The organism is Thermocrispum agreste DSM 44070, assembly GCF_000427905.1.
GTDB lineage: Bacteria > Actinomycetota > Actinomycetes > Mycobacteriales > Pseudonocardiaceae > Thermocrispum > Thermocrispum agreste.
In genome coordinates, this window is record NZ_KE386604.1 from 736189 (window position 1) to 760639 (window position 24451).

Annotated in this window: 25 protein-coding genes; 15 read left to right on the forward strand and 10 right to left on the reverse strand. The window is 70.6% G+C overall.

What is annotated here, in order from left to right; all coding sequences use genetic code 11:
- The first annotated feature begins 297 nt into the window (after positions 1-297).
- The 6 genes from YWY_RS0118250 (at position 298) to YWY_RS0118275 (ending at position 4810) form a co-directional block, all read left to right on the forward strand.
- On the forward strand, positions 298-540 hold the full coding sequence (locus tag YWY_RS0118250; RefSeq protein ID WP_028848796.1) for a helix-turn-helix domain-containing protein: 243 nt from the start codon (positions 298-300) through the stop codon (positions 538-540).
- 282 nt (positions 541-822) lie between these two features.
- On the forward strand, positions 823-1086 hold the full coding sequence (locus YWY_RS0118255; RefSeq protein WP_245566720.1) for a cytochrome P450: 264 nt from the start codon (positions 823-825) through the stop codon (positions 1084-1086).
- A gap of 25 nt (positions 1087-1111) precedes the next feature.
- Positions 1112-1672 (forward strand): hypothetical protein, encoded by a 561-nt coding sequence (locus YWY_RS0118260; RefSeq protein WP_028848798.1) that lies wholly within the window; start codon positions 1112-1114, stop codon positions 1670-1672.
- 27 nt (positions 1673-1699) lie between these two features.
- Positions 1700-2554, forward strand: coding sequence for a MaoC family dehydratase (locus YWY_RS0118265; protein WP_028848799.1), 855 nt, complete (start codon positions 1700-1702; stop codon positions 2552-2554).
- On the forward strand, positions 2551-3705 hold the full coding sequence (locus tag YWY_RS0118270; RefSeq protein WP_028848800.1) for an NAD(P)/FAD-dependent oxidoreductase: 1155 nt from the start codon (positions 2551-2553) through the stop codon (positions 3703-3705). The genes YWY_RS0118265 and YWY_RS0118270 overlap by 4 nt, the downstream gene beginning before the upstream one ends.
- Before the next feature lie 10 nt (positions 3706-3715).
- Positions 3716-4810, forward strand: a complete 1095-nt coding sequence (locus YWY_RS0118275) for a Gfo/Idh/MocA family protein (RefSeq protein ID WP_211227661.1) — start codon at positions 3716-3718, stop codon at positions 4808-4810.
- Between the two features lie 336 nt (positions 4811-5146).
- Here YWY_RS0118275 and YWY_RS23430 read toward each other — a convergent pair whose 3' ends face one another.
- Together YWY_RS23430 and YWY_RS0118285 are read right to left on the reverse strand one after the other, a co-directional pair.
- Positions 5147-6547 (reverse strand): phosphotransferase family protein, encoded by a 1401-nt coding sequence (locus YWY_RS23430; protein ID WP_051310407.1) that lies wholly within the window; start codon positions 6545-6547, stop codon positions 5147-5149.
- Between the two features lie 700 nt (positions 6548-7247).
- Positions 7248-7778, reverse strand: coding sequence for a MarR family winged helix-turn-helix transcriptional regulator (locus tag YWY_RS0118285; RefSeq protein ID WP_028848802.1), 531 nt, complete (start codon positions 7776-7778; stop codon positions 7248-7250).
- A 191-nt stretch (positions 7779-7969) separates the two neighbouring features.
- Between YWY_RS0118285 and YWY_RS0118290 the strand changes: the two genes are divergently transcribed.
- Positions 7970-9517 carry an AMP-binding protein gene (locus YWY_RS0118290; protein ID WP_028848803.1) on the forward strand — a complete coding sequence of 516 codons (1548 nt, stop codon included), beginning with the start codon at positions 7970-7972 and terminating at the stop codon, positions 9515-9517.
- A 4-nt stretch (positions 9518-9521) separates the two neighbouring features.
- Here the strand turns inward: YWY_RS0118290 and YWY_RS23435 are convergent, their stop codons facing one another.
- The 4 genes from YWY_RS23435 to YWY_RS24470 all read right to left on the reverse strand — a co-directional run bounded on the left by YWY_RS23435 (position 9522) and on the right by YWY_RS24470 (position 15499).
- A complete protein-coding gene (locus YWY_RS23435; protein ID WP_051310408.1) occupies positions 9522-10631 on the reverse strand; it encodes an Rv3169 family protein in 1110 nt (369 codons plus the stop codon).
- 140 nt (positions 10632-10771) lie between these two features.
- Entirely contained in the window at positions 10772-11374 is a 603-nt protein-coding gene (locus YWY_RS0118300) for a pentapeptide repeat-containing protein (RefSeq protein ID WP_028848804.1), read from the reverse strand.
- On the reverse strand, positions 11371-12075 hold the full coding sequence (locus YWY_RS0118305; protein WP_051310409.1) for a DUF3105 domain-containing protein: 705 nt from the start codon (positions 12073-12075) through the stop codon (positions 11371-11373). The genes YWY_RS0118300 and YWY_RS0118305 overlap by 4 nt, the downstream gene beginning before the upstream one ends.
- A gap of 43 nt (positions 12076-12118) precedes the next feature.
- Positions 12119-15499: a TNT domain-containing protein gene (locus YWY_RS24470; RefSeq protein ID WP_038045534.1), complete on the reverse strand. Its 3381-nt coding sequence runs from the start codon at positions 15497-15499 to the stop codon at positions 12119-12121.
- A gap of 98 nt (positions 15500-15597) precedes the next feature.
- On the opposite strand from YWY_RS24470, the gene YWY_RS22790 reads away from it, so the two are divergent.
- The 3 genes from YWY_RS22790 (at position 15598) to YWY_RS0118330 (ending at position 17816) form a co-directional block, all read left to right on the forward strand.
- Complete coding sequence (locus tag YWY_RS22790; RefSeq protein ID WP_342665130.1) at positions 15598-16539, forward strand: DMT family transporter; 942 nt, start codon at positions 15598-15600, stop codon at positions 16537-16539.
- A 156-nt stretch (positions 16540-16695) separates the two neighbouring features.
- Positions 16696-17547, forward strand: a complete 852-nt coding sequence (locus YWY_RS0118325; protein ID WP_028848806.1) for a bifunctional methylenetetrahydrofolate dehydrogenase/methenyltetrahydrofolate cyclohydrolase — start codon at positions 16696-16698, stop codon at positions 17545-17547.
- Positions 17544-17816, forward strand: coding sequence for a DUF3017 domain-containing protein (locus YWY_RS0118330; protein ID WP_028848807.1), 273 nt, complete (start codon positions 17544-17546; stop codon positions 17814-17816). The genes YWY_RS0118325 and YWY_RS0118330 overlap by 4 nt, the downstream gene beginning before the upstream one ends.
- Here YWY_RS0118330 and YWY_RS0118335 read toward each other — a convergent pair.
- Entirely contained in the window at positions 17813-17998 is a 186-nt protein-coding gene (locus tag YWY_RS0118335; protein ID WP_028848808.1) for a DUF1918 domain-containing protein, read from the reverse strand. The genes YWY_RS0118330 and YWY_RS0118335 overlap by 4 nt on opposite strands.
- Positions 17999-18266: 268 nt before the next feature.
- Here YWY_RS0118335 and YWY_RS0118340 point away from each other — a divergent pair, with 268 nt between their 5' ends.
- Positions 18267-18524, forward strand: coding sequence for a hypothetical protein (locus YWY_RS0118340; protein ID WP_028848809.1), 258 nt, complete (start codon positions 18267-18269; stop codon positions 18522-18524).
- A gap of 29 nt (positions 18525-18553) precedes the next feature.
- Here the strand turns inward: YWY_RS0118340 and YWY_RS0118345 are convergent, their stop codons facing one another.
- Both YWY_RS0118345 and YWY_RS0118350 read right to left on the reverse strand, forming a co-directional pair.
- Positions 18554-19258: an SDR family oxidoreductase gene (locus tag YWY_RS0118345; RefSeq protein ID WP_028848810.1), complete on the reverse strand. Its 705-nt coding sequence runs from the start codon at positions 19256-19258 to the stop codon at positions 18554-18556.
- 10 nt (positions 19259-19268) lie between these two features.
- Positions 19269-19844 (reverse strand): HhH-GPD-type base excision DNA repair protein, encoded by a 576-nt coding sequence (locus YWY_RS0118350; RefSeq protein ID WP_028848811.1) that lies wholly within the window; start codon positions 19842-19844, stop codon positions 19269-19271.
- Positions 19845-20566: 722 nt separating this feature from the next.
- Here YWY_RS0118350 and YWY_RS0118355 point away from each other — a divergent pair.
- The 3 genes from YWY_RS0118355 (at position 20567) to YWY_RS0118365 (ending at position 23213) form a co-directional block, all read left to right on the forward strand.
- The gene (locus tag YWY_RS0118355) at positions 20567-21790 is read left to right on the forward strand and encodes an NADP-dependent isocitrate dehydrogenase (protein WP_028848812.1); all 1224 of its coding nucleotides are present in this window, start codon (positions 20567-20569) and stop codon (positions 21788-21790) included.
- A 179-nt stretch (positions 21791-21969) separates the two neighbouring features.
- Positions 21970-22305, forward strand: coding sequence for an SH3 domain-containing protein (locus tag YWY_RS0118360; protein ID WP_028848813.1), 336 nt, complete (start codon positions 21970-21972; stop codon positions 22303-22305).
- Between the two features lie 101 nt (positions 22306-22406).
- The gene (locus YWY_RS0118365; protein WP_028848814.1) at positions 22407-23213 is read left to right on the forward strand and encodes an exodeoxyribonuclease III; all 807 of its coding nucleotides are present in this window, start codon (positions 22407-22409) and stop codon (positions 23211-23213) included.
- Positions 23214-23324: 111 nt separating this feature from the next.
- On the opposite strand, the gene YWY_RS22795 is transcribed toward YWY_RS0118365, so the two are convergent.
- A complete protein-coding gene (locus tag YWY_RS22795; protein WP_038045854.1) occupies positions 23325-23651 on the reverse strand; it encodes a thiamine-binding protein in 327 nt (108 codons plus the stop codon).
- 464 nt (positions 23652-24115) lie between these two features.
- On the opposite strand from YWY_RS22795, the gene YWY_RS0118375 reads away from it, so the two are divergent.
- Positions 24116-24397, forward strand: a complete 282-nt coding sequence (locus YWY_RS0118375) for an Lrp/AsnC family transcriptional regulator (RefSeq protein ID WP_028848815.1) — start codon at positions 24116-24118, stop codon at positions 24395-24397.
- Positions 24398-24451: the final 54 nt, after the last annotated feature.

Below are 24451 nucleotides of genomic sequence, written 5' to 3' on the forward strand. Positions count from 1 at the left end.
CGCGTGGGGCTCCGCCGAGCAGGACGGGTGGGGTTCTGTCGGGCAGGGCGGATGCCGGACTCGGTTGAGCAGGCCGAGTGCCGGATCGTGCGGCCGTTGCCATCCAGGGCATCAGTCGTACCGAACCCGGCAACCACCGCTCCTTGATCGGCGAACCACGAGAAGGTGACGGGAGGGGGTGATTACGGCGGGAAGCACCTCGGTGTGACCCACGACATAGGTATCGAAGTAGGTGGTTTGACCAATTGGGTTGGTTTCCGCCTCCACGGCAGCATCGACGCTGGCAAGGAGGTCACCATGAACGCAGCCGACGTTCTCGAGCTGGAAAAGATCGCGATCACCCAGTTGGTCGCGCACAGCGACATCTGGGCCGACCTGGCGGAGCCCACCCCGCAACGGAACGCTGGCGCATCCGTCAGCGCCGACTCCGTGCGGAGGTTGGAGCAGCTGGGCCTCGTGACGCGATCACCAGCCCGCAACGGGGTCTCGCTCACGTCAGCCGGTGTGGAGGCGCTTGCCTACTTGGCCAAGTCGTGGTGAGGCCACAAGGACCGGCTTCTGGAGGCACGGTCCGCTCGTGCCGGGGCAGGCAGACTGCAGGCTACCGGGCTGGGTGTAGGGGGCCGGGCCGGCTGCAAGGGCACCGGTCGGCCGTAGGGGGCACCGAGCCGGCTGTGGTGGCACCGTGCCGGAACCTGTTCGGCCATGGGCAGACCTGTTCGGGGGGTGATCTGTTCGGCAATCGGGCTGATCTCCGCGGCACGCTGGGTGGGCCGAGAGCCTGGATGCGTGGATCCCGTGATCCGCTGTGGTGGGGGATCCGTGCCTCGCGAGCAGGCCTTCCACGATCCGGACCGGCTGCTGGTCGACCGGGCCAGCGAAGGCCCGCATCTCGCCTTCGGTAAGGGCGAGCACTTCTGCCTCGGGGCGCCCATCGCCCGCCTGGAGACCAGGGTCGGGATCACCACCTGGCTGCGGCGGACGAAGGAGATCACGTTCGACATCGATCCGGACGACGTCGAGTACCTGCCGAGCTTCGCGCAGCACGGCATCGTCCGGCTGCCACTGCGGTTCACCCCGGCATGAGCGCTGCTTCGCGTGAGGTGGGCGAATGATCGTCGAACTCCGGCCCGCGGCCGAGCGAAGCTGGCAGCTGCTGACCGACCGGATGGCGTCCGAACCGGACCCGCGCAAGCGCGCGAACCTGGAGGTGGTCGCGCGCCACGTGCGGGAAGAAGTGCGCGGTGACGTCGGCGCGCTGATGAAAACCCTGGTCCCGGAGCCGGTCTACGAGATTTGGGGCGCGTCCGACTCGGCAGGCCCCAAGGGCTACGACGAGGTCGAGGCGTTCTACGAAGCGTCGATCGCCATCGGCAAGAACCGGCTCGAGTTCGAGATCTCGGCCGTGCTGGTCGAGCACGGCCTGGTGGCGACCGAAGGGATCTTCCGGCACGCCTACGACGGCGAGCTGTTGACGCGGCGCGGGTTCGCCGCCGCCGACGTCGAGCACGACGCCTGGTACCTCGTGGAGTACCGGGCGCTGATCCTGTGGCCGATCGACGCCAACGGGCTGATCGAGGGCGAGCGCATGTATGTGGGGGAGAAGCCGCGCATCGTGCGCCGGCTCGAGCCGGGCGAGTGCGACCACCTCGGTCCGGTGGATCGCGGCTGACGACACGACGGAGAGGACGCAGGTTCGATGGCATTGGATCCGGACGCGGTCGGCGCCGAGTCGGGACCGCGGCGCGTCACCTGGCAGAGCAAGGACTGCATCGTGTACGCCCTCGGGGTGGGGGCAGGCGTCGACGAACTCGCCTACACCACCGACAACACCAAGGGCGTCGAGCAGCAGGTGCTGCCGACCTACCCGGTGGTGCTCGGCATCGACCCGGGCATCTTCAAGCGGTTCGGCACGTTCGACTGGGCCAAGCTCGTGCACGCCGAGCAGGGCGTCGAACTGCTCCGGCCGCTGCCCACCCAGGGCGCGGTCCTGGTCACCACGCGCATCGTGGACATGTTCGACAAGGGCAAGGCCGCCTTGGTCGTGACCGGTTCCGAGGCGGTGGACGAGGACACCGGGGAGCCGATGTTCCGCACCCGGTCCGCGTTCTTCATCGGCGGCGCCGGTGGCTGGGGCGGCGACCGCGGCCCGAGCGCGACCTGGCAGGCGCCGGACCGGGTGCCCGACCACACCGTCACGTATCCGACCAGGCCCGAGCGAGCGCTGCTCTACCGGCTGTCGGGTGACCGGAACCCGCTGCACTCCGATCCGGCTTTCGCCCGCCGCGCCGGCTTCGAGCGGCCGATCCTGCACGGCCTGTGCACCTTCGGCTTCACCGGCCGAGCGCTGCTGCACACCCTGGCCGGTGGCGAGGCAGGGCGTCTGCGCGGCATGGACGCACGGTTCGCCGCTCCGGTTCTGCCCGGCGACACCCTGCACATCGACATCTGGACCGATGGCGCGGGCGAGGCGTTGTTCCGGACCCGTAAGGACGACGGCACGGTCGTGCTGACCAACGGCCGGTGCCGGTTCGACGCGGACGGTGCGCGGTGACGGTCGTCGTCGCCGGTGCGGGCCTCGCCGGCCTCCGCGTCGCGGAAGAGCTGCGCAAAGCCGGCTACGACGGCGAGTTGATGCTCGTCGGAGCGGAGCCCACGCCGCCCTACGACCGGCCGCCCCTGTCCAAGGAGGTGTTGCAGGGTCGCCGCTCGCCTGCGGCGATCCGGCTGCGCGACGATGCGTTCTTCGCCGATCACGGCATCACGTTGCGCCTGGGTTCGCGGGTGACCGCGGTCCATCCGCAGCGGAAGAGCATCGTGCTGGCAGCGGGGGAGACCATCGGCTACGACCGCCTGGTGATCGCGACGGGCCTCCGGCCTCGGACGCTTCCCGGAACCGAATCCGTCCCCGGCGTACACACGCTGCGCTCCCTGGACGACTGCCTCGCCCTGCGGCGGCGGCTGGACGGAGCGGACTCGGCGATCGTGGTGGGAGCGGGCTTCGTCGGCTGCGAGGTGGCGGCAAGCCTGCGGGTGTGCGGGCTGAGGGTCCATCTCGTCGAGCAGCAGCAGGCGCCGCTGGCGGGTGTGCTCGGCGAGACGCTGGGCGAGTTGGTTGCGCGCTGGCATCTGAAGGCCGGGGTCGACCTGCGATGCGGCTGCGGGGTGGCGGAACTGAAGCAGTCGGATCGGAAGCTGCGCGTGACGTTGACCGATGGTGCCGAGCTTGCGGCCGACGTCGTGGTCGTCGGCATCGGGTCCGTTCCCGAAGTGAGCTGGCTGGCCGGCAGCGGGGTCGAGGTAGGTGACGGCGTGCTCTGCGATGAGCGCGGGCGGACCAGCGTCACCGACGTGTGGGCGGTCGGAGATGTCGCGGCGTGGCGGGGACCGGGCGGCCGTCACCGGCGCACCGAGCACTGGACGAACGCGGGAGAGCACGCACGGGTGGTGGCGAGGGACATACTCGGCCTGCCTCCGGACGAGCCCGCGGTGCCCTATTTCTGGAGTGACCAGTACGGCCTGCGCTTGCAGGTCTTCGGCGATGTTCGGGCGTCGGCAAAGGTCCGCGTGGAAGAAGACGACGGCAGACGCTTCCTCGCGACGTGCGCGGTAGACGGACGGTTGACGGCTGTGGTCGCCGCGGGGATGGCTGGCAAGGCCACCAGGCTGCGGCGCCGCATCGGTGAGCCCGTCGGCGATGGCTAGCGCGAATGGCATGCTGCCCGTAGGGGTGGGCATCGTGGGGTTGAGCGCTTCCGGCGGTTGGGCCGCCCGGGCTCATCTGCCCGCGCTCTCCGCCGTGGGAGACTTCCGGCTGACGGCCCTCGCCGCCAGCTCAGCCGCAGCGGCGAAAGCGGCGGGTGAACGCTACGGCGTTTCCGCGACGTTCTGTTCCGCGGCAGAACTCGCGCATCACCCTGATGTCGATCTTGTCGTCGTGGCCGTGCGGGCAACCGAGCATGAGCAAGCCGTCCTCGCCGCGATCGACGCGGGCAAGCACGTCTACTGTGAGTGGCCCTTCACTGTCTCCACCTCGGCGGCCGATGCGCTCGCGCGGGCGGCCCGCACCAAGGGGGTGCGCGGAATCGTCAACCTGCAGGCACGTTCGGCTCCGGTGATCCGCTACGTCAGAGACCTCGTCGCTTCCGGCTGGGTCGGCGATGTCCTGTCCACGACCGTGGTGGCCTCGGGCATGGCATGGGGCGAGCAGGTCGATTCCCGCACGTCGTACGTGCTCGATCGGGACGGCGGCTCGACGATGGTGACGATCCCGTTCGGCCACGTGATCGACGCGGTGACCTACTGCCTCGGCGACCTCGCGGAGGTCGGCGCGCTCATGGCGAACCGGCGCCCCCGAGTGCGGGACCGAGAGACCGGCGAGATCGTCGCGAAGTCGGCGGAAGACCAGATCGCTGTGCACGCGACGCTGGAGGACGGCGCGGTCGTGTCGGTGCACATGCGAGGCGGCCGGTCGCGTGCGACCAACTTCCATTGGGAGATCAACGGCACCGAAGGTGACCTTGTCATCAGCGGTGATCACGGCCACGTGCAGCTGGCGCCCCTGGTTCTGCGTGGCGCCCGGGGCGGGGATGGCGAACTCACCGAACTTGTCGTGCCGGACGAGTACCACCTTGCTCCGGTGAACCGCGAGGTTCCGTGGGGCAATCTCGCAAACGCGTACGCGGCCATACTCCAGGATCTCCGTGGCGGCGGTACTTTCNTGCCCGACTTCGATCACGGTGTTCGTTTGCACAGGGTGATCGACGCCGTTTGTGTGGCGGCGGCCAGTGGCGAACGGCGGCGGCTGTGACGGGCCGTGCGTACGCGGCCNTNCTCCNGGATCTCCGTGGCGGCGGTACTTTCNTGCCCGACTTCGATCACGGTGTTCGTTTGCACAGGGTGATCGACGCCGTTTGTGTGGCGGCGGCCAGTGGCGAACGGCGGCGGCTGTGACGGGCCGTGCGTACGCGGCGGACCCGGGGAGCCGACACCGCCTTGGACGAGCAGCGTGAACCCGTGGCTCACCGGCGATCCAGCGCCGCGTTTCGGTGACAGGATCGCCCCGAGAAAGGTCCGGAGGTCGCCTCCCGGTCGTCGGAGCTGTGGAGCATGTACGTCGTGTCGTTCCGTTCAGGGCGCGTCGACGTCAGAGGCGGAATGCGGTGCGGACGGCGCGCAGCAGGAATCGTGGGGTCATGAGCAGCCCTGCCATCGCGTCGGACATCTTGTTGGGGTTGGCAAGGAACTTGGCGCGCATCCGGTACGCGGAGATTCCGCGCCACACGTCGTGCCACACCGTGTAGAACGTGAGCCGATCGGCATCCGGGGGTGACCCGCCGGCGTCCTGATAGACCGTGAGGAACGCGTCCCAACCGGCGACCGCCTCGACACTCGGGCGCACGTACGTCAGATCCTCTGCGGGGTCACCCAGGTGAGAGCGCTCCCAGTCCAGGACCGCGGTGAGCGTCGACCCGTCCAGCAAGAGGTTGTGCAGACCGTAATCGCCGTGGACCAGCACGGGATCGCGCACGTCGCCCGGCGCGTGGGCGCGAAGCCATCCCAGCACGAGGGCGAACAGCGTGGCGAACGGCATCGACGGCGTGGAAACGGCGGCCAGCACGGCCTGCCGCTCCTCGATCGCCGCGACGATTTCCTGCCGCGTGACCATCGGCGGCAGCGGCGTGTCCGTGAGGCCGCTGGTGTCGAGGGAGTGCAGCCGAGCCAGTGCGGCGGCGATGGCGGTGACGGCTGGGAGCTCGATCGGTGCGGTTGGTCCCCAGACGTCACCGCGTGGCTGCCCGGGGACCCGCCGGGTGGCGAATGCGGGCGCACCCAGGATGTCTTCGTCCAGCCACAATGGCTCTGCCACCGGGACGCCACCCTGCCATGCGAACGAGAGCGCGGCGAACTCCCCGCCCAAGGTGTGCGCCGTCCTTCCGGAGGCCACCTTGCGGATCACGATGTCGTCGGCGCCGCCGGAATGCTCGACCCGGACGGCCAGCATCTCCTTGGAGAAGCCGCCCGAGAGCATGCGCACGTCGGTGATGCGGTGGACCGTGACCCCTGGCCCACTGTGTGCACTCAGGCATGCCAGGAGTTGTTCCTCGGTCACGGGTGGCGGTGGTGCGGTGCGGTATGCGGTCGATGCGTCCCGTTCGGGAGGGCCGGTGCGATGCGCCGTGACATCCGGCAAGTCGGTCTCGACCAGCACGGATGCGATGTCGCGCAGTGCTGCTGCGGCGTCGCGGTCGCTCGTCGCGCGCACGGCCAGGTCGTCGGCGTGCTCGCCGAGCGCCCCGAGCAAGGCATCCGTCCCGCCCCAGACCTCGGGCAGCAAGGTGGTGACACCGGCCCGCAGGGCGTCGGCGTGCTGTTCCCGTCGTCGCACCACCTGGTCGTCCAGCGACGCACGATGGTGGAGGGCTGCGGCCAGTTCCTGGATGGCGGCGGACTGATCGCTCTCGGCGGGGACAGCCGTCAGCTCGAGCGCGAGTGCTTGTTCGACCGCTGCGGTGGCCTCCCGTTCCGCCGACAGCTGTGCGTCCACCGGCCACTCCTTCCCATTTACTCTAATGTCAGAGTAATTGACGTTAGACTAATGTGCCAGGGTGGCGGAGTGGGACGGAGGGTCGGCCTGCCGGAGAGTGGTTCCGCAGCGGCGCCGGCTGCTGGGCGTTGGCGGCCGGAGGTGGATCTGCCGCGGCTGTGGCTGCGTGGGGAGTGCTCGCCGTCGGCAGCGGGCCGGCTCCGAAAGCTGGCCGGCGAGCTGATCGACGCGTTCATCGGCTCCAGCCTGTGGCGCAGCTCGGCGGCGACTGATGCTCATGGCGGCCGAGTCTGGTACGGCCTGCTGGTACCGGCCCGGCTGCCGAGATCCCGGCCGATGCGGTCGGGTGCGGCCGCGGGGATGCGCCCTGAGTCGGGTTCTGTCTCAGTCGTCGTCACGACCTTCGTCGCGGTGCGCGGCTCCGTCGAGCTCCCAGCTTTCGACGCGCACCAGACCGGATGCTCCCCAAGGGGGCCGTGCGACCGATGGGTTGCGCTCGCGGTGAATGGCGGATGGGTATCGCCGTGCTTCGGTGGCGGGTGCGATCAGGTCGCGGCTGTGTCGTGATTCGCCATCGTGTCGGGCGGACAGGGGAGTGTCGTCCTCTCCAGCTGTGGCGGGCAGGCCTGGCCGGGGCGACGAGCGCGGCAGCCGCAGGGTCACCGGGTGCCGCTGCCGGATGGTGTATCAGGCGTCGTGATCAGCGGCTGGTATCGCCGGCTGCTGCTCGCAGGTCGGCAAGCAGGCCGACCAGGTTCTCCACGTCCTTCGGCTTCGCGTCGCCCATGCCGAAGCCCATTTCGCTCAGCGTCATCGTCGCCTTGTGCACCAGCTTGCGGCCGGTGGCGGTGATGGTGATGCACGTGGCCCGCCGGTCGGTGGGATGCGGGGTGCGGCTGATCAGGCGGCGCTTCTGCAGTCGGTCGGTGGCCAGGGTGGCGGTCGTGGCGTGCACCATCAGGCTACGGGCGAGATTGCTGATCAGCCGGGTGCCATTCTCCGACAGCTGCAAGGTCATCAGGACCAGGTAGTCGGTGAGGTTCAGCCGGTGGGCGCGCAGCGCCTCTTCCACGGCGTCCACGACCAGCCGCTGATACCGCAGCAGGGACGTCATGGCCAAAAAGCGCTGCTCGTCTCCCTGCAGACCCTGCTCCTGCCAGTAGTGGTGCGCCCAGTCCACGGGGTCGGAGATGGTGTCCGGTGTGGCGGTACCGGCTTTGCGTGCGGCCATGGGCGTCGTTTCCCCCAGTCGGTTCGGTAGGGGCGGTGGTCTGTCGCTCGACAGTTTACTCCGCGTCGTTTTCTCCGCAGTACCGCCGGGCGGCGGCGTGCCGTCCCGGCCGCCACAGGAAAACATCCAGTGGAAAATATTTCATCGCTAGACTAACATCGTGCGGTGGTTCCGATCGACGAGGAGATGGGATGACCTTCGCCGCGGTGTTGGCCCGGCAGCGACCCGGGGAGATCGCGCTCCGTTCCGCGGGCCGGGAAATGAGCTGGGAGCAGGTCGATCGGCTGCTCAAGCGCATGGTCAACGGGCTGCTGGCGGTTCCTTTCCGCCCGGATCGGCGGGTGGCCGTGTTCGCGGAGAACTCGGCGGAGACCTTGCTCTGCTACGTCGCCGCGATGCTGGCCGGTTGCTCGGCGGTGCCGGTGAACTTCCACCTCACCGCCGACGAGGCCGCCTACATCTTCGCCGACGCCGGAGTCGACGTGGTGCTGGCCGACGCCGCGACCGGCAGGCGGGCGGTCGAGGCGGCCAGGGTCGCAGGAGCCGGGCTGGTCGTCGTCCGGGGCGAGGCGGTCGCCGGTGCCCGCTCCTGGGACGACTGGCTGGCCTCGGCGTCGGACGTCGAACCACCGGTCGATCATCCGCCGCTGCCCCCGCTGGTCTACACCTCCGGCACGACGGGCAAGCCCAAGGGCACGCCGCTTCCTCCGACGTCCTTCGTGGGCGGGGCGGACATCGCCGACCACGTCGAACGGCTGAAGCGGAACCGCTGGGCCGAATTCGGTCCGCATCTGGTCGTCGGGCCGATGTACCACAGCGGGCCGCTGGTGAGCACTCGCCTGCTGGTCGCGGGGGTGCCGGTGACCGTGCTCGGCAGGTTCAACGCCGAGACCGTGCTCAGCTCGATCGACAAGTACCGGATCGGCAGCACGGTCATGGTGCCGACGCATTTCATCCGGCTGCTGGCGCTGCCGCCGGAAGTGCGTGCGCGCTACGACGTGTCGTCCCTGCGCTATGTGCTGCAGGTCGGCGCGACATGCCCCGTCGACGTGAAGCGGTCGATGATCGAATGGTGGGGAGAGGTCATCTGGGAGAGCTACGGCGCCAGCGAAGTGGGCACCACGTGCCTGATCAGTGCCACCGAGTGGCTGGCGCACGTCGGCTCGGTCGGCAGGCCGATACCGCCGTTCGAGGCGCTGGTCGTCGACGAGCAGGGCAACGAGCTCCCGCCCGGCCGTCAGGGCCGCTTGTACTTCCGGGACACCACCTGGCGCGGCATCGTCTACCACCGCGCCCCGGAGAAGGAGCGCAGCGTTCATCTCGCGCCGGGGGTGTTCACCCTCGGTGAGGTCGGCTACATCGACCAGGACGGCTACGTCTACATCACCGACCGGTTCTCGGACATGGTCGTCTCGGGCGGGGTGAACATCTACCCGGCCGAATCGGAGCAGGTGCTCGCCGCGCATCCGGACGTGGTGGAGGTGGCGTGCATCGGAGTGCCCCACCCGGAGATGGGCGAGGAGCTGAAGGCGGTGGTCGTGCCGCGTGACCCGCAGTCGCCGCCGGACCCCGCCGAGCTGCTGACCTTCTGCCGGGATCGCCTTGCGCACTACAAGTGCCCGCGCTCGGTGGCCTTCCTGGCCGCATTGCCCCGCTCGGCCATGGGCAAGCTGGACAAACGCACGCTCAAGGAGCGATTCGCGTCGTCCGGCACGCTGGACCAGAAGATCTTATCATAAATATTTATGCACTAGATTTATTTCGATGAGGAGCGGGTTCCCGATGGCGCGCACGTCCATGCCCCAGGATGCTGACGAGCTCCAGCTGTCGCTGCTGCAACTGCTGCGGTTGAAAGGACGGGTCAAGCCGGACGATCTGCCCGGTTCGCTGCGGCGCCCGGAGGACGTGTGCGCCGCCCTGCTGGCTTCCGCCGTCACGGACGGGTTCTGCGTGCAGAAGGGAACGAGCGCGCGGCTCACGCCCCAGGGCCGGGAACGGCTCGCCGCGCTGCTGGCCGCCGAGCGCGACCGGGTCGACCAGCAACGCCTTGCCGGGCTCTACGACGAATTCGATGTCGAGCACGAGGTCGCCGACGCGCCGCCGGGTGCCGTCGCGGTCGACGAGTTCTCCGTCGAGCGCCAGGCGCTTGCCATCGGCGTTCTCGCGATACTGCAGCGCCAGGAATGTCTCGCCGGCCTCGGCGAACAGCACCACGTGCAGCATCGCTTGCCGTGGTGCGGTGGGCATGTCGGCCGTCATGCTCGGATCGCCGTGGGATTTCTCGAACCCGCCCACGCCCGGCCGGACCCCCCACGAGTGGTCACGGGCTCCCCACCAGTCGTCGACCTCGACGCGCCCCTCGCCGTAGTCGATCCACCCGTGCCAGCGCCCGACCTGGTCGTAGCGGGTCATGTCCTGCATCGTGCGGCCCGCAGGCGCGTCGAAGTGGTGCGGTTCGAGGTGCACGGGGAACGACGACGTCCAGGTCAGGTCGGCAGCGAGTGGGCTGGAAACCGGATCGACCGTCAGGCGGATCGTCCGGAACGGCTCCGCGACGACGATGCGCACGTCGCCCACGGTCATCGCGTCACGATCGTCGTCCAACGGGCGTGCGAACCGGGCGTTGTACTGGCGCGACCCGGCTTGCATCGCGACGTAGCCGTCGCAGCTGCCGGTGTTCTTGTAGCAGCCGATGCCGGCGATCAACGCTGCCGAACCGGCCGGGTCGACGGCGCTGAGCCAGTACCGGTCGAAGAACCGCACGTCGGAGGTCGCCGCATGGCGCATCGGGAACGCGGTCTGGTGGAGCAGTGTCTCGTCGAGGTCGCACCAGTCCGGGTGCCCGAGGTGCATCGTCTGCCGCTCCCACGATGTCTGTAGTTCAAATGTTTATCGCTAGAGTAAATGGGATGGACGCGGCGGGCAATCCGGTGCGATGCCGTCGGTTGAATTCGAACTGAGATGGTTGCGGCAGACAAGCCGGTGCGAAGCCGTCAGCCGAACTCGATCCGCAGGCCCATGGCTGCCGCGTACGCCAGCGCGATGTCGACGTCGACCCGCGCCCCGCTCAACACGGCCACCGCCAAGGACGAGCCCTCGACCGCGGCGCCGCGGAGGTCGGCTCCCTCGAGCCGCGTGCCGGACAAGCGGGTGCCGCGCAAGTCGGCGTTGCGCAGGTCCGCATCGCGCAGGTCGGTCTCGGTGAGGTTGGCCTCGCGCAGTCGCAGGCCACGCAGGTCCACTCCGCGCAGGGATGCGCCACCCAGGGAGACCAGCGTCAGATCGGTGTCCAGGAGCGAGATCGGCCGCATCCGGCACTCGGTGAACGTCGAGCCGACCAGCGAGCAGTCTCGCCATGCGCTGTCGGCCAGCACCGTCCGGTGGAACGTGCAGCTGTGGAATCCCGACGCCCGGTGCCGTGACTCGCCGAGGTCGGCGCGGGTGAAGTCGCATTCCACGAAGACGCAGTTCCCGGTGCGCAGCCCACGCAGGTCCGCGTCGGTGAAGTCGCACGCGGTGAAGCGCCTGCCGGACCACTCCTGCCCGGCCAGGATCGCGTCCCGGTAGTTCTCCCCGGCGGTGTCCCGCCCGGTCACCGGCCGCCGTCCTCCGGCATGGCGTTCGGCCCGGGCGGCGAGGCTTCGAAGGGCGGAGGAGCAGCCGCGTCGAACTCCGGGTGCGTGCACGGAGCATCCGGCTCCGGCGTGGTCTTCTGGTTCTGCCGCAACGCGGCGATGAACTGGTCGATCCGCGGATCCTGCGGGTCGTCGACCTTCAGCTGATACCCCCAGGCCTGCAGCGAGATGGGGCTGTCCTGACCGGGGTAGGGCGACATCATCGTGTACGGGCGGTCCTTGACCCTGGCCGCGAGCGCGTCGATCACGGTGGGGTCGACCTTCTCCGGCTCGTAGGTGATCCACACCGCGCCGTGCTCGAGCGAGTGCACCATGTGCTCGTTGCGTACCGGCACGTCGTAGACGTTGCCGTTGCACTCCGCCCACACCGTGTCGTGCGGGCCGCCGAACGGCGGCGTCTCCTCGTACGCGACCCGCTGGCCCGGGGCGGTGTGCTCCAAGCTGGGGAAGTGCTTGAACCGGATCCCCTCGATCTGCTCCGGATCGCTCACCGGCGGCGGGGCGTCTGCCGACGGGCCCGGCGCGGGTGCCGACGGCCCGGCCGACGGTGCCGCGGGGTTCTGCTGCTTCTCGGCACCGATCGGTGTTCCGGCTTCCTTGCTGGAACACGCCGTGACCACACACAGGGCCACGGCGGCCAGCGCTACCAGACGCGGTTTCACCCGGCCGAGACTAGCCGACCCCGGGGCCGGCCCCGGCTGGATGTCAGGCGACCGGCGGTTCACCTGGCTCCAGCTCGATCAGCACGCCCTCGGCCAGCAGCTCCTCGATCGACGCGGGCAGCACGTACGCCGTGCCGCCACCGGGCTGGTTGAACCACGGGATCGCCACACCGGTGAGTGCTTCGATCGGCTGCTGCACCCGGTACACGTGATACGGGCGGTTGACCCACTCGGGCACCAGCGACCGCTCCGGGAACGGCGTACCCGCCACGTAGGTCAGGTTGCCGTCCGGGTCGCCGAACCGGTCCAGCTCGCTGCCGACCGGCAGGTCGGCCAGCTTCTTGCCGCGGAACAGGGTCAGCGGCGGTTCTCCCGGCAGCGGCTGAATGGGCCAGTTGCCCGGCGCCGACGGCATCCCCGGCGACGGCACGTTCGGGTGCGGCCGCGGCGCCCCGGAATCCCTCGGCTCGGCCGCCGCGCCCGCGCTGCCCGCGGCCGATGTGGCGATCGAGGGCGGCGGCACCGGCCCGGCCGCAGGCGGCGGGACCGGACGCGGTTCGGCCGCCGGAGAAACGTCCGGCCTGGCCGTCGGGAGCGAGCCGGCCGGCGCCCGGCCGGGTTCGGCAGGGGGCTCACCCCGGTCTCCGGAACGCCCGCCCTCGTCGCCCTGCTCCGCGGCCGCTCGCCCGTTCGGCTCCAGCAGGATCTTGCCGAGCATGAACGCGGCGGCGTCCGCGGCGTCGCCGAACACCGACGAATCGGACAAGCTGTCGTCGTACCGGCCGACGCGCCAGCCCTCCGGCACCTGCTCGAGGCTCCAGCCCACCTTGATCGGCTCGCCGATGCGGTACGCGGCTCCGGGCACACCCAGCTCCTCGAGCTTGCGCTGCAGCCTGGCGAACGCGGGCTCGCCGAACGGAGCCTCGGCGCGTGCCGCCGCCTCGGGCTGCCGCCGCGGCGGCGCACCGATCGGCTCGGGGTCCTGCCTGGCGAACTCGGGCGGCGCGAAGCCCCCCGGACCGGGCAGTCCCGGCGCTTGGCCGCGCGACTCGGCACCTGCGAAACCCTTGGCAGGGTCGGTCGGCGTGCCGGTTGCGGCGGCATCGTCCCGCGTCCGCTGGTGTTCGGGCGCGAAGCCGTGCTGGCCGGCCATCGGCTCGGGCGACGGGGAGTGGTCGGCACCGAGCTCCGGTCGAGCGCCGAGACCGGGGCGAGCGCCCTCGGCGAATCCCTCGGCACCACCGAAGGCGTCCGCCTGCTCGGAACCGAAGTCGCCGCGGGGCCGGTCGGCTGCCCGGAAGTCTTCGTGGGGCCGGTCGGCAGCTCGGAAGTCTTCGTGGGGCCGGTCGGCTGTCCGGAAGTCTTCGTGGGGCCGCTCGGGCGCCCCGAGATCCCTGGCTGCCGTCTCGGTCCCGCCGCCGAAGCCGCCGTCGGCGCGCTCGTCGCCCGGACCCGGTGGGCCTTCCGCCATGCCCATCGGCTCGTGCTCGTCACCGTCGTCCGCGGTGTCTTCGGCTTCCGGCCCCTCGTGCGGCTGGAACGTGACCGGGATGTCGGCATCCGCGAGGTCGTCCGCGTCCGGGTCGTCGTCCAGCACCGGGCTGAAGTACTGGGTGCTGATGTGCTCCTGCGCGCGGCGGTGCGCATCCTCCGCCGACTCGGCCGGGGCCTCGCTGTCGTCGTCGGCCTCGTCGTCAGCGAAACCCGGCGTGAAGTACTGGGTGCTGACGCGTGCTTGCGCCTGGCGGTGCGCATCCTCGTCCTCGCCGGGCCGCTCCGCGCGCTCGTCCGAGGGCGCGTCCTGCGCGCCGGGCTGCGAGCGCGCGAAATCCGGCGTCCACAGCTGGGTGACTTCTTCCGGCGCCTCCGGCTCGTTGCCCGGCTCCCGGTGCGTGCCGCCCGCGTCGCGGTCGTCCTCACGACCGAACGGGGATCGCGCCGCGAAGCCTGCGGCACCCAGACCCGCCCCCGCGGCTCCGGCCACCGCGCCGGGGCCGGGCGAACCGGCGGGCGGCTCGTCCGTGCGGCCGGGCCCGCCCTCGCGGCTCGCGCTCGGCTGCCCGCCCACGGCACCGCTTGGCACCGCCGGGTCTTCGTCCACCGGCTGGAAGCTGCTGAACTCGTCGGTGGTTTCCTGCCCGTCCGGCTCGTCGGCGTCCGGCCGATGCCGTTCCGCACCCGCCGACCAGGCGTCCGGACGGCCACCGGGACCGCTCGATTGGCCGGGACGGCCGGGACCTGCGGTACCCGGCTCGCCGGGAGCGCCGAGGCCGCCGACTCCGTTCAGGCCCGCACCGACGCCTGCCTGGTCACGCGCTTGCGGAGCCGCACCCGGCGCTGCGGGCTGACCAGCACCACCCGGGATGGGCGGCATCGGGCCGCCCCGGCCTGCCGAGGCGCCGGGCTGGCCGAAGCCTCCCGGCCGTCCGAACCGCCCCTGGCCGCCCGCGTCACCGAACCGGGGACCGGGAGAAGCCCCTGGTACGTCGGCGGTGCCGGACGCGCCGGGAGCGCCGGCAGGAGGCGGTCCGGCGAGCCTGCCGGGCCCCTCCCCCGGGCGGGGCATCGGCGGGCCACCCAGCGCCGCGGGCTGCTCGGGAGCCGCGTTGCCGCGCGCGAGGTAGTCGGCGGCCGCCGCGCGCTGCTCCTCGCTGACCTCGGGAACGCGATAGCCGTTGTCCCGGATGTGCGCCAGCAGCGCAGGCTCCGGAGTCACCCCGTACTTGCGCAGGTAGTACGGCACCGCAGCGGGCCAGATCCACTCGCCGTCGCTGTGGAAGCCGACCGGGACGGCAGGTTCCGGGTTCTCCGCCAGCTGGTCGACGTCGAAGCCGCGGCCGGGACGAACCACCGGCGCGTCCTCCAGGTAGGCCAGCACGTCGGCTTGCTCCTCCGGATCCAGCTCGTCCCGGTCGATCACCGGGCGGCCGGAGGAGTCCGTCCCGTCGAACACGCGCGCGATGTGCAACCGCGGGCCGGGCCGCTCGGGCCCCAACCCGGCCAGCCGCCGCATCAGCCACTCCGGCACGTTTTCCTCCGAGCGAGGGAACATGCGGAGCTCGTCGGCGTAGGCCTGGGGTGGCGGCAGCAGCTTCCACTCCGGCTCTTCCCTGTCGTACTCCAGGTTGTAGCTGGCCGGAGCCTCCAGCGTGTAGTGCGCGTTGAACCACGTGCCCCGCTGTTCGCGATACATGCCGCTGCGCAGCCTGGCGAACAGCGTCGCGATGTCGTGCGTGGCCACCCATTCCGTCACGGAGCCGTCGGCGAGGGTAATCTCGCCATCGAGCTCGTGGTACCGGCCGACGGTCCGGTAGTGAACGACGATTCGCTTCCAGTCCCGCGGTGCGGCCCGCAACAAAGCAAGACCGATCTGTTTGACCAGGGTGTCCTGCTCGGGTGCGCTCAGCTGCGTCGGGTATGCCACCCAGACATCTTGACTCGATTTCGGCGATTTCGCACTGGCAGTACGGGAAGACATGAAGGGCGGACGAGCTGAGTAACGGGCGTCGGAAGGCACTGGGAATCGCACTCGCTTTCCTGGGCGGACTGGCGGTTGCCGGTCAGTCCAGCATCAACGGCCGGTTGGCCGATCGGGTGGGGGACGCGTTCTTCGCCGCGGTGGTCTCCTTCGGCGGGGGCCTTGTGGTGTTGCTCGCATTGCTGTGTGTCATGCCCCGGATGCGGTCCGGTGTCCCGCGGATCAGGACCGCGCTGCGCGACGGGACCCTGCACTGGTGGCATCTGCTCGGCGGGCTCGGCGGCGCCACGCTGGTCGCGGGGCAGGCGGTCACCGTCGCCGTGCTCGGCGTGGCGATGTTCACCGTCGGCGTGGTGACCGGGCAGACGGTGAGCGGCCTGCTGGTCGACCGGGCGGGGCTCGGGCCCGCGGGCCCGCAGGCGATCACCCCGCAGCGGCTGGCGGGCGCGGTCGTGATGCTGATCGCGGTGGTGATCACCACCGGCGGTGGGCTGACCGCCGTGGACGGCCGGGTCTGGCTGCTGGTGCTGCCGCTGCTCGGCGGCGCCGCGGTGGCCGTCCAGCAGGCGATCAACGGCCGGGTGGGCGTGGCCGCGGCGAATCCGATGACCGCGACGTTGGTCAACTTCGTGGTGGGCACCGCCGCGTTGCTGCTCGGCTGGGCCGTGTCGTTGATGGTGCAGGGCGGGCCGGGTCCGCTGCCGTCCAACCCGGTGCTCTACACCGGCGGGCTCATCGGGGTGGCGTTCATCGCGCTGATGGCGCTCGTGGTGCGCTGGACCGGTGTGCTGGTGCTGGGGCTGGCCACCATCGCCGGCCAGCTCTCCGGCTCGCTGGTGCTGGACCTGGTGCTGCCCACCAGGGACGCGCCGGTCACGCTCACCACCGTGCTCGGCGTCGGGCTGGCGATGGTGGCCATCGCGGTCACGGTCTTCCGCCGCAGGCCGCGCGTGCTCCCGCGGCCGGAGCGAACGCCGGTGGCCTGACCGACGGCGGCATCGGCGGGGCCGGTGCGGCAGGCAGGCGGGGCCGGTGCGGACGAGGTGCCGAGCCGGGCCGGGGAAGCAGGAGCGGCTGCCCGCCGACCGGGACTGACCGTTAGAGTTCCGGCCGTACCGGATCGACACGAGGATGCGGGTGGTATGTCAGCACAGGTACTGGACGGCAAGGCGACCAAGGACGCGATCTTCGCCGAGCTTGCGCCGCGGGTGGCCGCATTGGCCGAGCGCGGCGTCGTGCCCGGGCTGGGCACCGTGTTGGTCGGGGACGACCCCGCATCGCACTCCTACGTGAAGATGAAGCACGCCGACAGTGCGAAGCTGGGCATCACGTCGATCCGTCGTGACCTGCCCGCGGACACCACGCAGGACGAGCTGAACGCGGTGATCGACGAGCTCAACGCCGATCCTGCCTGTCACGGCTACATCGTGCAGCTGCCGCTGCCCGGGCACCTGGACACCTCCCAGGTGCTGGAGCGCATCGACCCGGCCAAGGACGCCGACGGGCTGGCGCCGCTGAGCCTGGGCCGCCTGGTGCTCAACGAGCCGGGCCCGCTGCCGTGCACGCCGCGCGGCATCATCGAGCTGCTCCGCCGTTACCAGGTGCCGATCGCCGGAGCGCGGGTGGCGGTGGTCGGCCGCGGCATCACGGTCGGCCGCACGCTCGGCCTGCTGCTGACGCGTAAGTCGGAGAACGCCACGGTCATCGCCTGCCACACCGGCACCAGGGACCTGGCGGCCGAGACGCGCTCGGCGGACATCGTGGTGGCCGCCGCCGGGGTACCGCACCTGATCACCCCGGAGATGGTCAAGCCGGGTGCGGCCGTGCTGGACGTCGGGGTGAGCCGGGTGGACGGCAAGCTCGTCGGCGACGTGCATCCCGACGTCGCCGAGGTGGCGGGTTACCTGGCGCCCAACCCCGGTGGTGTCGGGCCGATGACCAGGGCGATGCTGGTGACCAACGTGGTCGAGGCCGCCGAGGCAGCAGCGCCGTGAACGCAGCAGTGCGCGCCCACCTTCCGTTCGCCGTGGTCCTGGCCATCGTCGCGGCCGGGTTCGTGCGGATCGCGCAGTACCACTGGCGGGAAGGGTCGGTGCTGGTCGCCGTCGCGCTGCTGGTCGCGGCGCTGCTGCGGGCGGTGCTGACCCCCGAGCAGGCCGGGCTGATCGTCATCCGCAGCCGCGGCGTCGACGTCCTCGCCTACACGGCACTCGGGGCGATGATCCTGTTCGTCGCGCTGACCATCACCAAGGGGCCGATCTAGTTCTTGTGCACCACGACGGCATCCGGCCCCGGGAACATCAACGTCTCCCTGCCGTCGTCGAAACGCACCAGGTAAGGCGGCTTGCCGTTCTCGCCACGGACCTCGATGATCTCAGCCTCCTGCTCGGCAACACCGACCTTCGGGCCGTGGACGAGGATCTTGTCACCGGTTGAGGCTCGCATCGTCAGATCACCTCCACCTTCAGACTAGGAAATTCCGGGCGCCACGGTCGACAATCCGATCCGGTGCCCGGCCGCCATGCCCCGTTGCGGTGGTTGCCGTTGCGAGCGGCGTCCACGGTCAGCGACCGGCTGTGGCGGGGAAGGCGTTCGCGTCATGGCAGTGCGTGCCATCGGCCGGGCCATGTGTCGGCCGCCGGGATGCGGTTCCGCCCGGGTCGTTTGCCGGTGGGCGGCCTCGGGAACCCGCCCGCATCGGGAGGTGAGGCCCATGGCCACCTGCGACGTGTGCGGCAACGACTACTGGATGACGTTCGAAGTCACGACCACCAGCGGCGACGTGTACACCTTCGACTCGATCGAATGCGCGGCACAGAAGATCGCGCCGGTGTGCGAGCACTGCGGCTGCCGCATCCTCGGCCACGGTGTCGAGGTGAGCGGCCGGTTCTACTGCTGTGCGCACTGCGCCCGGCACGCCGGCGGCGAGGGCGAGAAAATCCGGGACACGGTCGGCGCCCACCCCGGCTGACGGTCAGCGCGGCCGGATGACCACCTCGGTCACGTGTGGGCTGACAATCTGCGCGGCCGGATGATCACCTCGGTCACGTGGGCCTCCGGCGTCGCGCTCACCGCCGCCTGCACCGCGGCTGCGACCGATTCCGGCCGCAGGAACTCCTCGGGCCGGTACGGCCTGCCCTCGCCCGCCACGATGGCCTGCTGCATGGGGGTGTCGGTGCGGCCGGGGTAGATCGACGTGACGCGCAGCCCGGGCTCCTCGGCGCGCAGCGCGTCGGCGAACGCGCGCAGGGCGAACTTGCTCGCCGCGTAGGGCCCCCAGCCGGGGCGGGCGTTCCGCCCGGAGCCGGAATTGATCAACACGACGTGGCCGCCCGCCGCCCGCAGCGCAGGCAGCAGCAAACGGGTGAGCTCGGCGACCGCGACCACGTTGATCTCCAAGTTGTGCCGCCACACCTCCGCGGCGGCTTCCTCGACCCTGCCCAGCGCCGCGACGCCTGCGGAGTGCACGAGGACGTCGAGCGAGTCGATGCCTGCCGCGGCTTCCGCCACCGCTTCCTGGTCGGTGAGGTCGACCGGCCACGCCGTGGCATCGGGCAGCTCGCCGGCCAGTGCGGTCAGCGCTTGTCGGTTCCGGCCGCCCAGCAGCAGGCTGTGCGTGCCCGCCAGGGCACGGGCGACCGCGGTGCCGATGCCCTTGCTGGCGCCGGTGATCAGGGCGCGGGGTCGCGGGTGGGCTGAGCTCATGCCGGACTCGTCATCCCTTCGCCTGCTTGGCGGCTGCCTTCTCCGCCTTCTTGAACGCGCGGACCTCCTGCAGGCTTTCCGGGCCGGTCACGTCCGCCACCGACCGGCGGGCGGACTCCTCGGCGTAGACGCCGGCCACCTGCTCCCAACCGTCCGGCCGGACACCGCGCTGCTTGGCCAGCAGGGCGAGGAAGATCTTGCACTTCATCTCGCCCCACCCGGGCAGCGCCTTGAGGCGGCGGAACACCTCCGCGGCGTCCGGGTCGTCCCTGGTCCAGATGGCCGCCGTGTCGCCGTCGTACTGCTCGACGATCACCTTCGCCAGCTGTTGGATGCGGCGGGCCATCGAGCGCCCGTACCGGTGGATCGCCGGGGGAGTGGCGCACAGCTGCTCGAACTCCGCCTCGTCGGCTTCCGCGATGGCGCGGATGTCGAAGCCGCCCATCCGGTCGGCGATCTTCTTCGGCCCCGCGAACGCGTGCTCCATCGGGTACTGCTGGTCCAGGGTCATGCCGACGAGCAGGGCGAACGGGTCGCGGTCCAGCAGCCGGTTCGCCTCGTCGTCGGTCGTCAGCCACAGCGCCATGCGCCCATCTTGGCACGCGCCGGCCAGCCCGGCTCCGGCGCGAGGGGCCGGGGCCCAGCACCCTGGCGCCTACTTCGACACCGCCGCATCCCGGCTCCGGCGCGAGGGGCCGGGGCCGGGGATGGCCGTCCGGCACATCGCGGGAGTCTTGCCATGACCCCGGTGCGGAGCAGAGGGATGGGTCAGTCCGCGTCGTCGCGGAGGTCGGCATTCCGGGCCGCTTGCGTACCGCTTCCAGGCTGGTCAGTCCGCGCTGTCCCGGAGCTCAGGCACGGGACTTCAGCTGAGCCACGTCGAAACAAAGGTCAGTCCGCGCTGTCGCCGTGGTCAGGCCGTGCACCGGCGTCCTCGGTGTATGCCTCATGCACCCATGTCGGCGCCAGCGGCGATCTGGCCGTCTTCGTCGGCGAGGCCGGGCCGCGGACGGCAGCGGAGCGGTGGGGTCCCTGCTGTCGCGCACGTCAGGCAAAGCGGCCGGGGCCGGGGAGCGGTGGCCCAGCTGTCGCGGAAGTCGGCGTGATGCCCCCTGGGTCGCGGGCGGCAGGGGCCCGGACTTCCGCATCGGCAACGTCATGCTGTCGACCACCCTCGGCCGCGGGCGGCAGGGGCCCGGGTCACGGGCCCGCGAGGGTACGCTGCGACCGGTCGCCCGTATACCAGTACGCTTGTACCGTTAGCGACGACAACCCGCAGAACCTCCGTTGAGAGGAGCGTCCCCGCTCATGTCGAAGATCAAGGTCCAGGGAACCGTCGTCGAGCTCGACGGCGACGAGATGACCCGCATCATCTGGAAGTTCATCAAGGACAAGTTGATCCACCCGTATCTGGACGTCAACTTGGCCTACTACGACCTGTCGATCCAGGAGCGGGACCGCACCGAAGACCAGGTCACCATCGACGCCGCGCACGCCATCAAGGAGCACGGCGTCGGTGTCAAGTGCGCCACCATCACCCCGGACGAGGCCAGGGTGGAGGAGTTCGGGCTGAAGAAGATGTGGCGCAGCCCGAACGGCACCATCCGGAACATCCTCGGCGGCGTGGTGTTCCGCGAGCCGATCATCATCTCCAACATTCCGCGCCTGGTGCCCGGGTGGAAGAAGCCGATCATCATCGGCAGGCACGCGCACGGTGACCAGTACAAGGCGACCGACTTCAAGGTGCCCGGCCCGGGCACGGTGACCATCACCTACACCCCGGAGGACGGCTCCGAGCCGATGGAGCTGGAGGTCGCCACGTTCCCGGAGGGCGGCGGCGTCGCGCTCGGCATGTACAACTACCGCAAGTCCATCGAGGACTTCGCCCGCGCGTCCTTCAACTACGGCCTGGACCGCGGCTACCCGGTCTACATGTCGACCAAGAACACGATCCTGAAGGCCTACGACGGCATGTTCAAGGACGTGTTCCAAGAGATCTACGAGAAGGAGTTCAAGGACAAGTTCGAGGCCGCGGGCCTGACCTACGAGCACCGGCTGATCGACGACATGGTCGCCGCCGCGCTGAAGTGGGAGGGCGGCTACGTCTGGGCCTGCAAGAACTACGACGGCGACGTGCAGTCCGACACGGTCGCGCAGGGCTTCGGCTCGCTCGGCCTGATGACCTCGGTGCTGCGCACCCCGGACGGCCGCACCGTGGAGGCGGAGGCCGCGCACGGCACGGTCACCCGGCACTACCGGCAGCACCAGGCGGGCAAGCCGACCTCGACCAACCCGATCGCCTCGATCTTCGCTTGGACCAGGGGCCTGGAGCACCGCGGCAAGCTGGACAACACCCCGGAGGTCATCGGCTTCGCCAACACGCTGGAGCAGGTGGTCATCGAGACCGTGGAGAGCGGCAAGATGACCAAGGACCTGGCGCTGCTGGTGGGCAACGACACCCCGTGGCTGACCACGGAGGAGTTCCTGGCCGCGCTGGACGAGAACCTGCAGCGGAAGATGGCCGCTGCCTGATCGGCCTGATCGGCCGCGCCGCCCGGATGGCAGTCACCCCCGATCGGCTGAAATCGCCCGTCGCAGGGCCGCGATCGGACGGCCATCCGGGTGGCGCGTGTCCCGGACGTGACTGACCGGGGTTACGTTGCTATATCTAGGCGCAGCGTTTCGCGGCAGAGCACGGCGAGGAGCACCGGGTGATTTTGGGACTACCGAAGCGGGCACTGATCATCGCCGCAGTGCTCGTCGGCGTCTCGGTGATCTACATCATGGGCGGTGAGCCGCGCGCGGGCGGCTCGGCAGGCGGCGGGAGCACCCATACCAACGGTCCCGGCTGTCAGTTCACGGTCTCCGCGGACGTGCTCAACGTCCGGGCCGAGCCGTCGATCCGGTCGAAGGTGATCCGGCAGCTCACCCAGGACGAGACCGTCGACGCCAGGCCGACGGTGCGCAACGGCTTCCGGAAGCTGGCCGACGACGGCTGGGTGTACGAGGAATACATCACCCCGGTCGAGGACGCCACCTGCCGCTGACCGGCTTGCCGCGCCGCTCGGCCGAGCACCGGGTTTGGTCGTGCCCACACCCGGCGCGACGTGCCCGCGAGGGTGTCCGGCGCGCGCGGTAGCCTGCCGCCGTGCTCAGGCTGTCCACGATCAACGTCAACGGGTTACGCGCCGCTGCGCGCAAGGGATATGTCGAATGGTTCGCCGCCACGGACGCCGACGTGGTCGCTTTGCAAGAAGTGCGCGCCGAGCCGGAGCAGCTTCCCGACCACGTACTGCGGCCGGAGGGCTGGCACGCCCAGTTCGCCCCGTCGGCGATCAAGGGGCGGGCCGGTGTCGCCCTGCTGTCCCGCCGCGAGCCGCAGGCCGTCCGGGTCGGCTTCGGGGATCCGGAGTTCGACACCGCGGGCCGGTACGTGGAGTGCGAGTTCGAGCGGGTCGTCGTCGGCAGCGTCTATCTGCCCAGCGGTGAGGCGGGCACGCCGAAACAGGCGGAGAAGGAACGGTTCATGGGGGCGTTCCTGCTGTACCTGGCGCAGCTGCGGCGGCGGGTGGCCGCCGCGGGCAAGCAGGCCGTGATGATGGGCGACTTCAACATCGCGCACACCGAGAACGACCTGAAGAACTGGCGCGGCAACCGGAAGAACTCCGGCTTCCTCCCGGAGGAACGGGAGTGGCTGACCAGGCTGTACGAGGGCGCGGGGTACGTGGACGTGCACCGCAAGCTCGTGCCGGACGGGCCGGGGCCGTACACGTGGTGGTCCATGCAGGGCAGGGCGTTCGACAACGACGCGGGGTGGCGTATCGACCTGCAGGTGGCCACCGCGGAGCTGGCCGAGTCCGCGGTCAGCGCGCGGGTCGAGCGTGCCCCGGCGTGGGACAAGCGGTGGTCGGACCACGCGCCGCTGACCATCACCTACGACTGGCCGGGGCTGTAGCGCCACCGGGCCGGTCGAGCGCGGCGACGGCTGTGGCCCGGCCGAGCGGGTGACGGTCGTGGTCGAGCCGGTCCGCTGCTCGTCCCGGCAGGCGCCTGCCGAGCCGGCCGGTCAGTCCTGCTGGTCCGCGCGGGACGAACCCTCGGCCAGGTACTTCTCCACCCGCTCCACCTTGGCCTTGAGCTGGTTGTCGTAGCCGGGGCGGATGTCGGCCTTGAGCACGAGTCCGACGCGCGGCGAGCGGGCGGCGACCACGTCGACGGCGCGTTTGATCACCGCCATCACCTCGTCCCACTCGCCTTCGATGTTGGTGAACATGGCGTTGGTCTCGCAGGGGAGACCGGACTCGCGAACCACGCGCACTGCCTCGGCGACCACCTCGCCAACGCCGCCGGTTTCGTCGTTTGCTGCCGGGCTGATGCTGAATGCAACGATCACGCCCACAGTCTGGCTCAGAGCGGGCCGGTCGTGCAGGGGCTTCGGTGACCGGCCGGCGCTGGCGGGCTGTGGTGCTGTGGTGCTGGGGCGCTGGCGGGCTGGGGTGCTGGGGCGCCCGCGCGCTTCCCTGCTGCCGTGCTCCCGTGCGCACGTCCTCCCGTACGCCCGCACGCACGTGTGCTCGCACGCGCGCGAGTGGCCGCGAGTGGCCTGGCCTCAGACGACCGGCCTGCCGGTGCGCAGGCGCCGACGCGCGCACGCGCGCGAGTGGCCTGGCCCCATCGGTAACATGCGCGGGCCCGCGGCCACGTGCGCACGCGCGAGGCGGTGCACTCCGCCACCGAGCCGCCGGGTCGCGACCCCGCAGCCACGTGCACACGCGCGCGAGCGGCCTGGGCGCCACCGCGGTGACCGGAATGCGAGACTGAAGCCCGAGCCGACCGACACGCTGCGAGGAGCCTGACGTGATCACTGCGATCGTGCTGATCAATGCCGACACCCATCGCATTCCCGAGGTCGCCGAGACGCTGGCCGGGCTGGACGGTGTGAGCGAGGTCTTCTCGGTGACCGGGCAGTTCGACATCCTGGCCATCGTGCGGGTGCGCAGGCACGAGGAGCTGGCCCAGGTCATCCCCGGCCGGATCAACAAGGTCGACGGCGTGCGGTCGACCGAGACGCACATCGCCTTCCAGACCTACTCCAAGCACGACCTGGAGGCCGCGTTCGCGCTCGGCGCCGAGCACTGACCGGCAACCGGGCGGCCAGCTCGGCGTCACACAGCCTGCCGCGCACCGTCGACG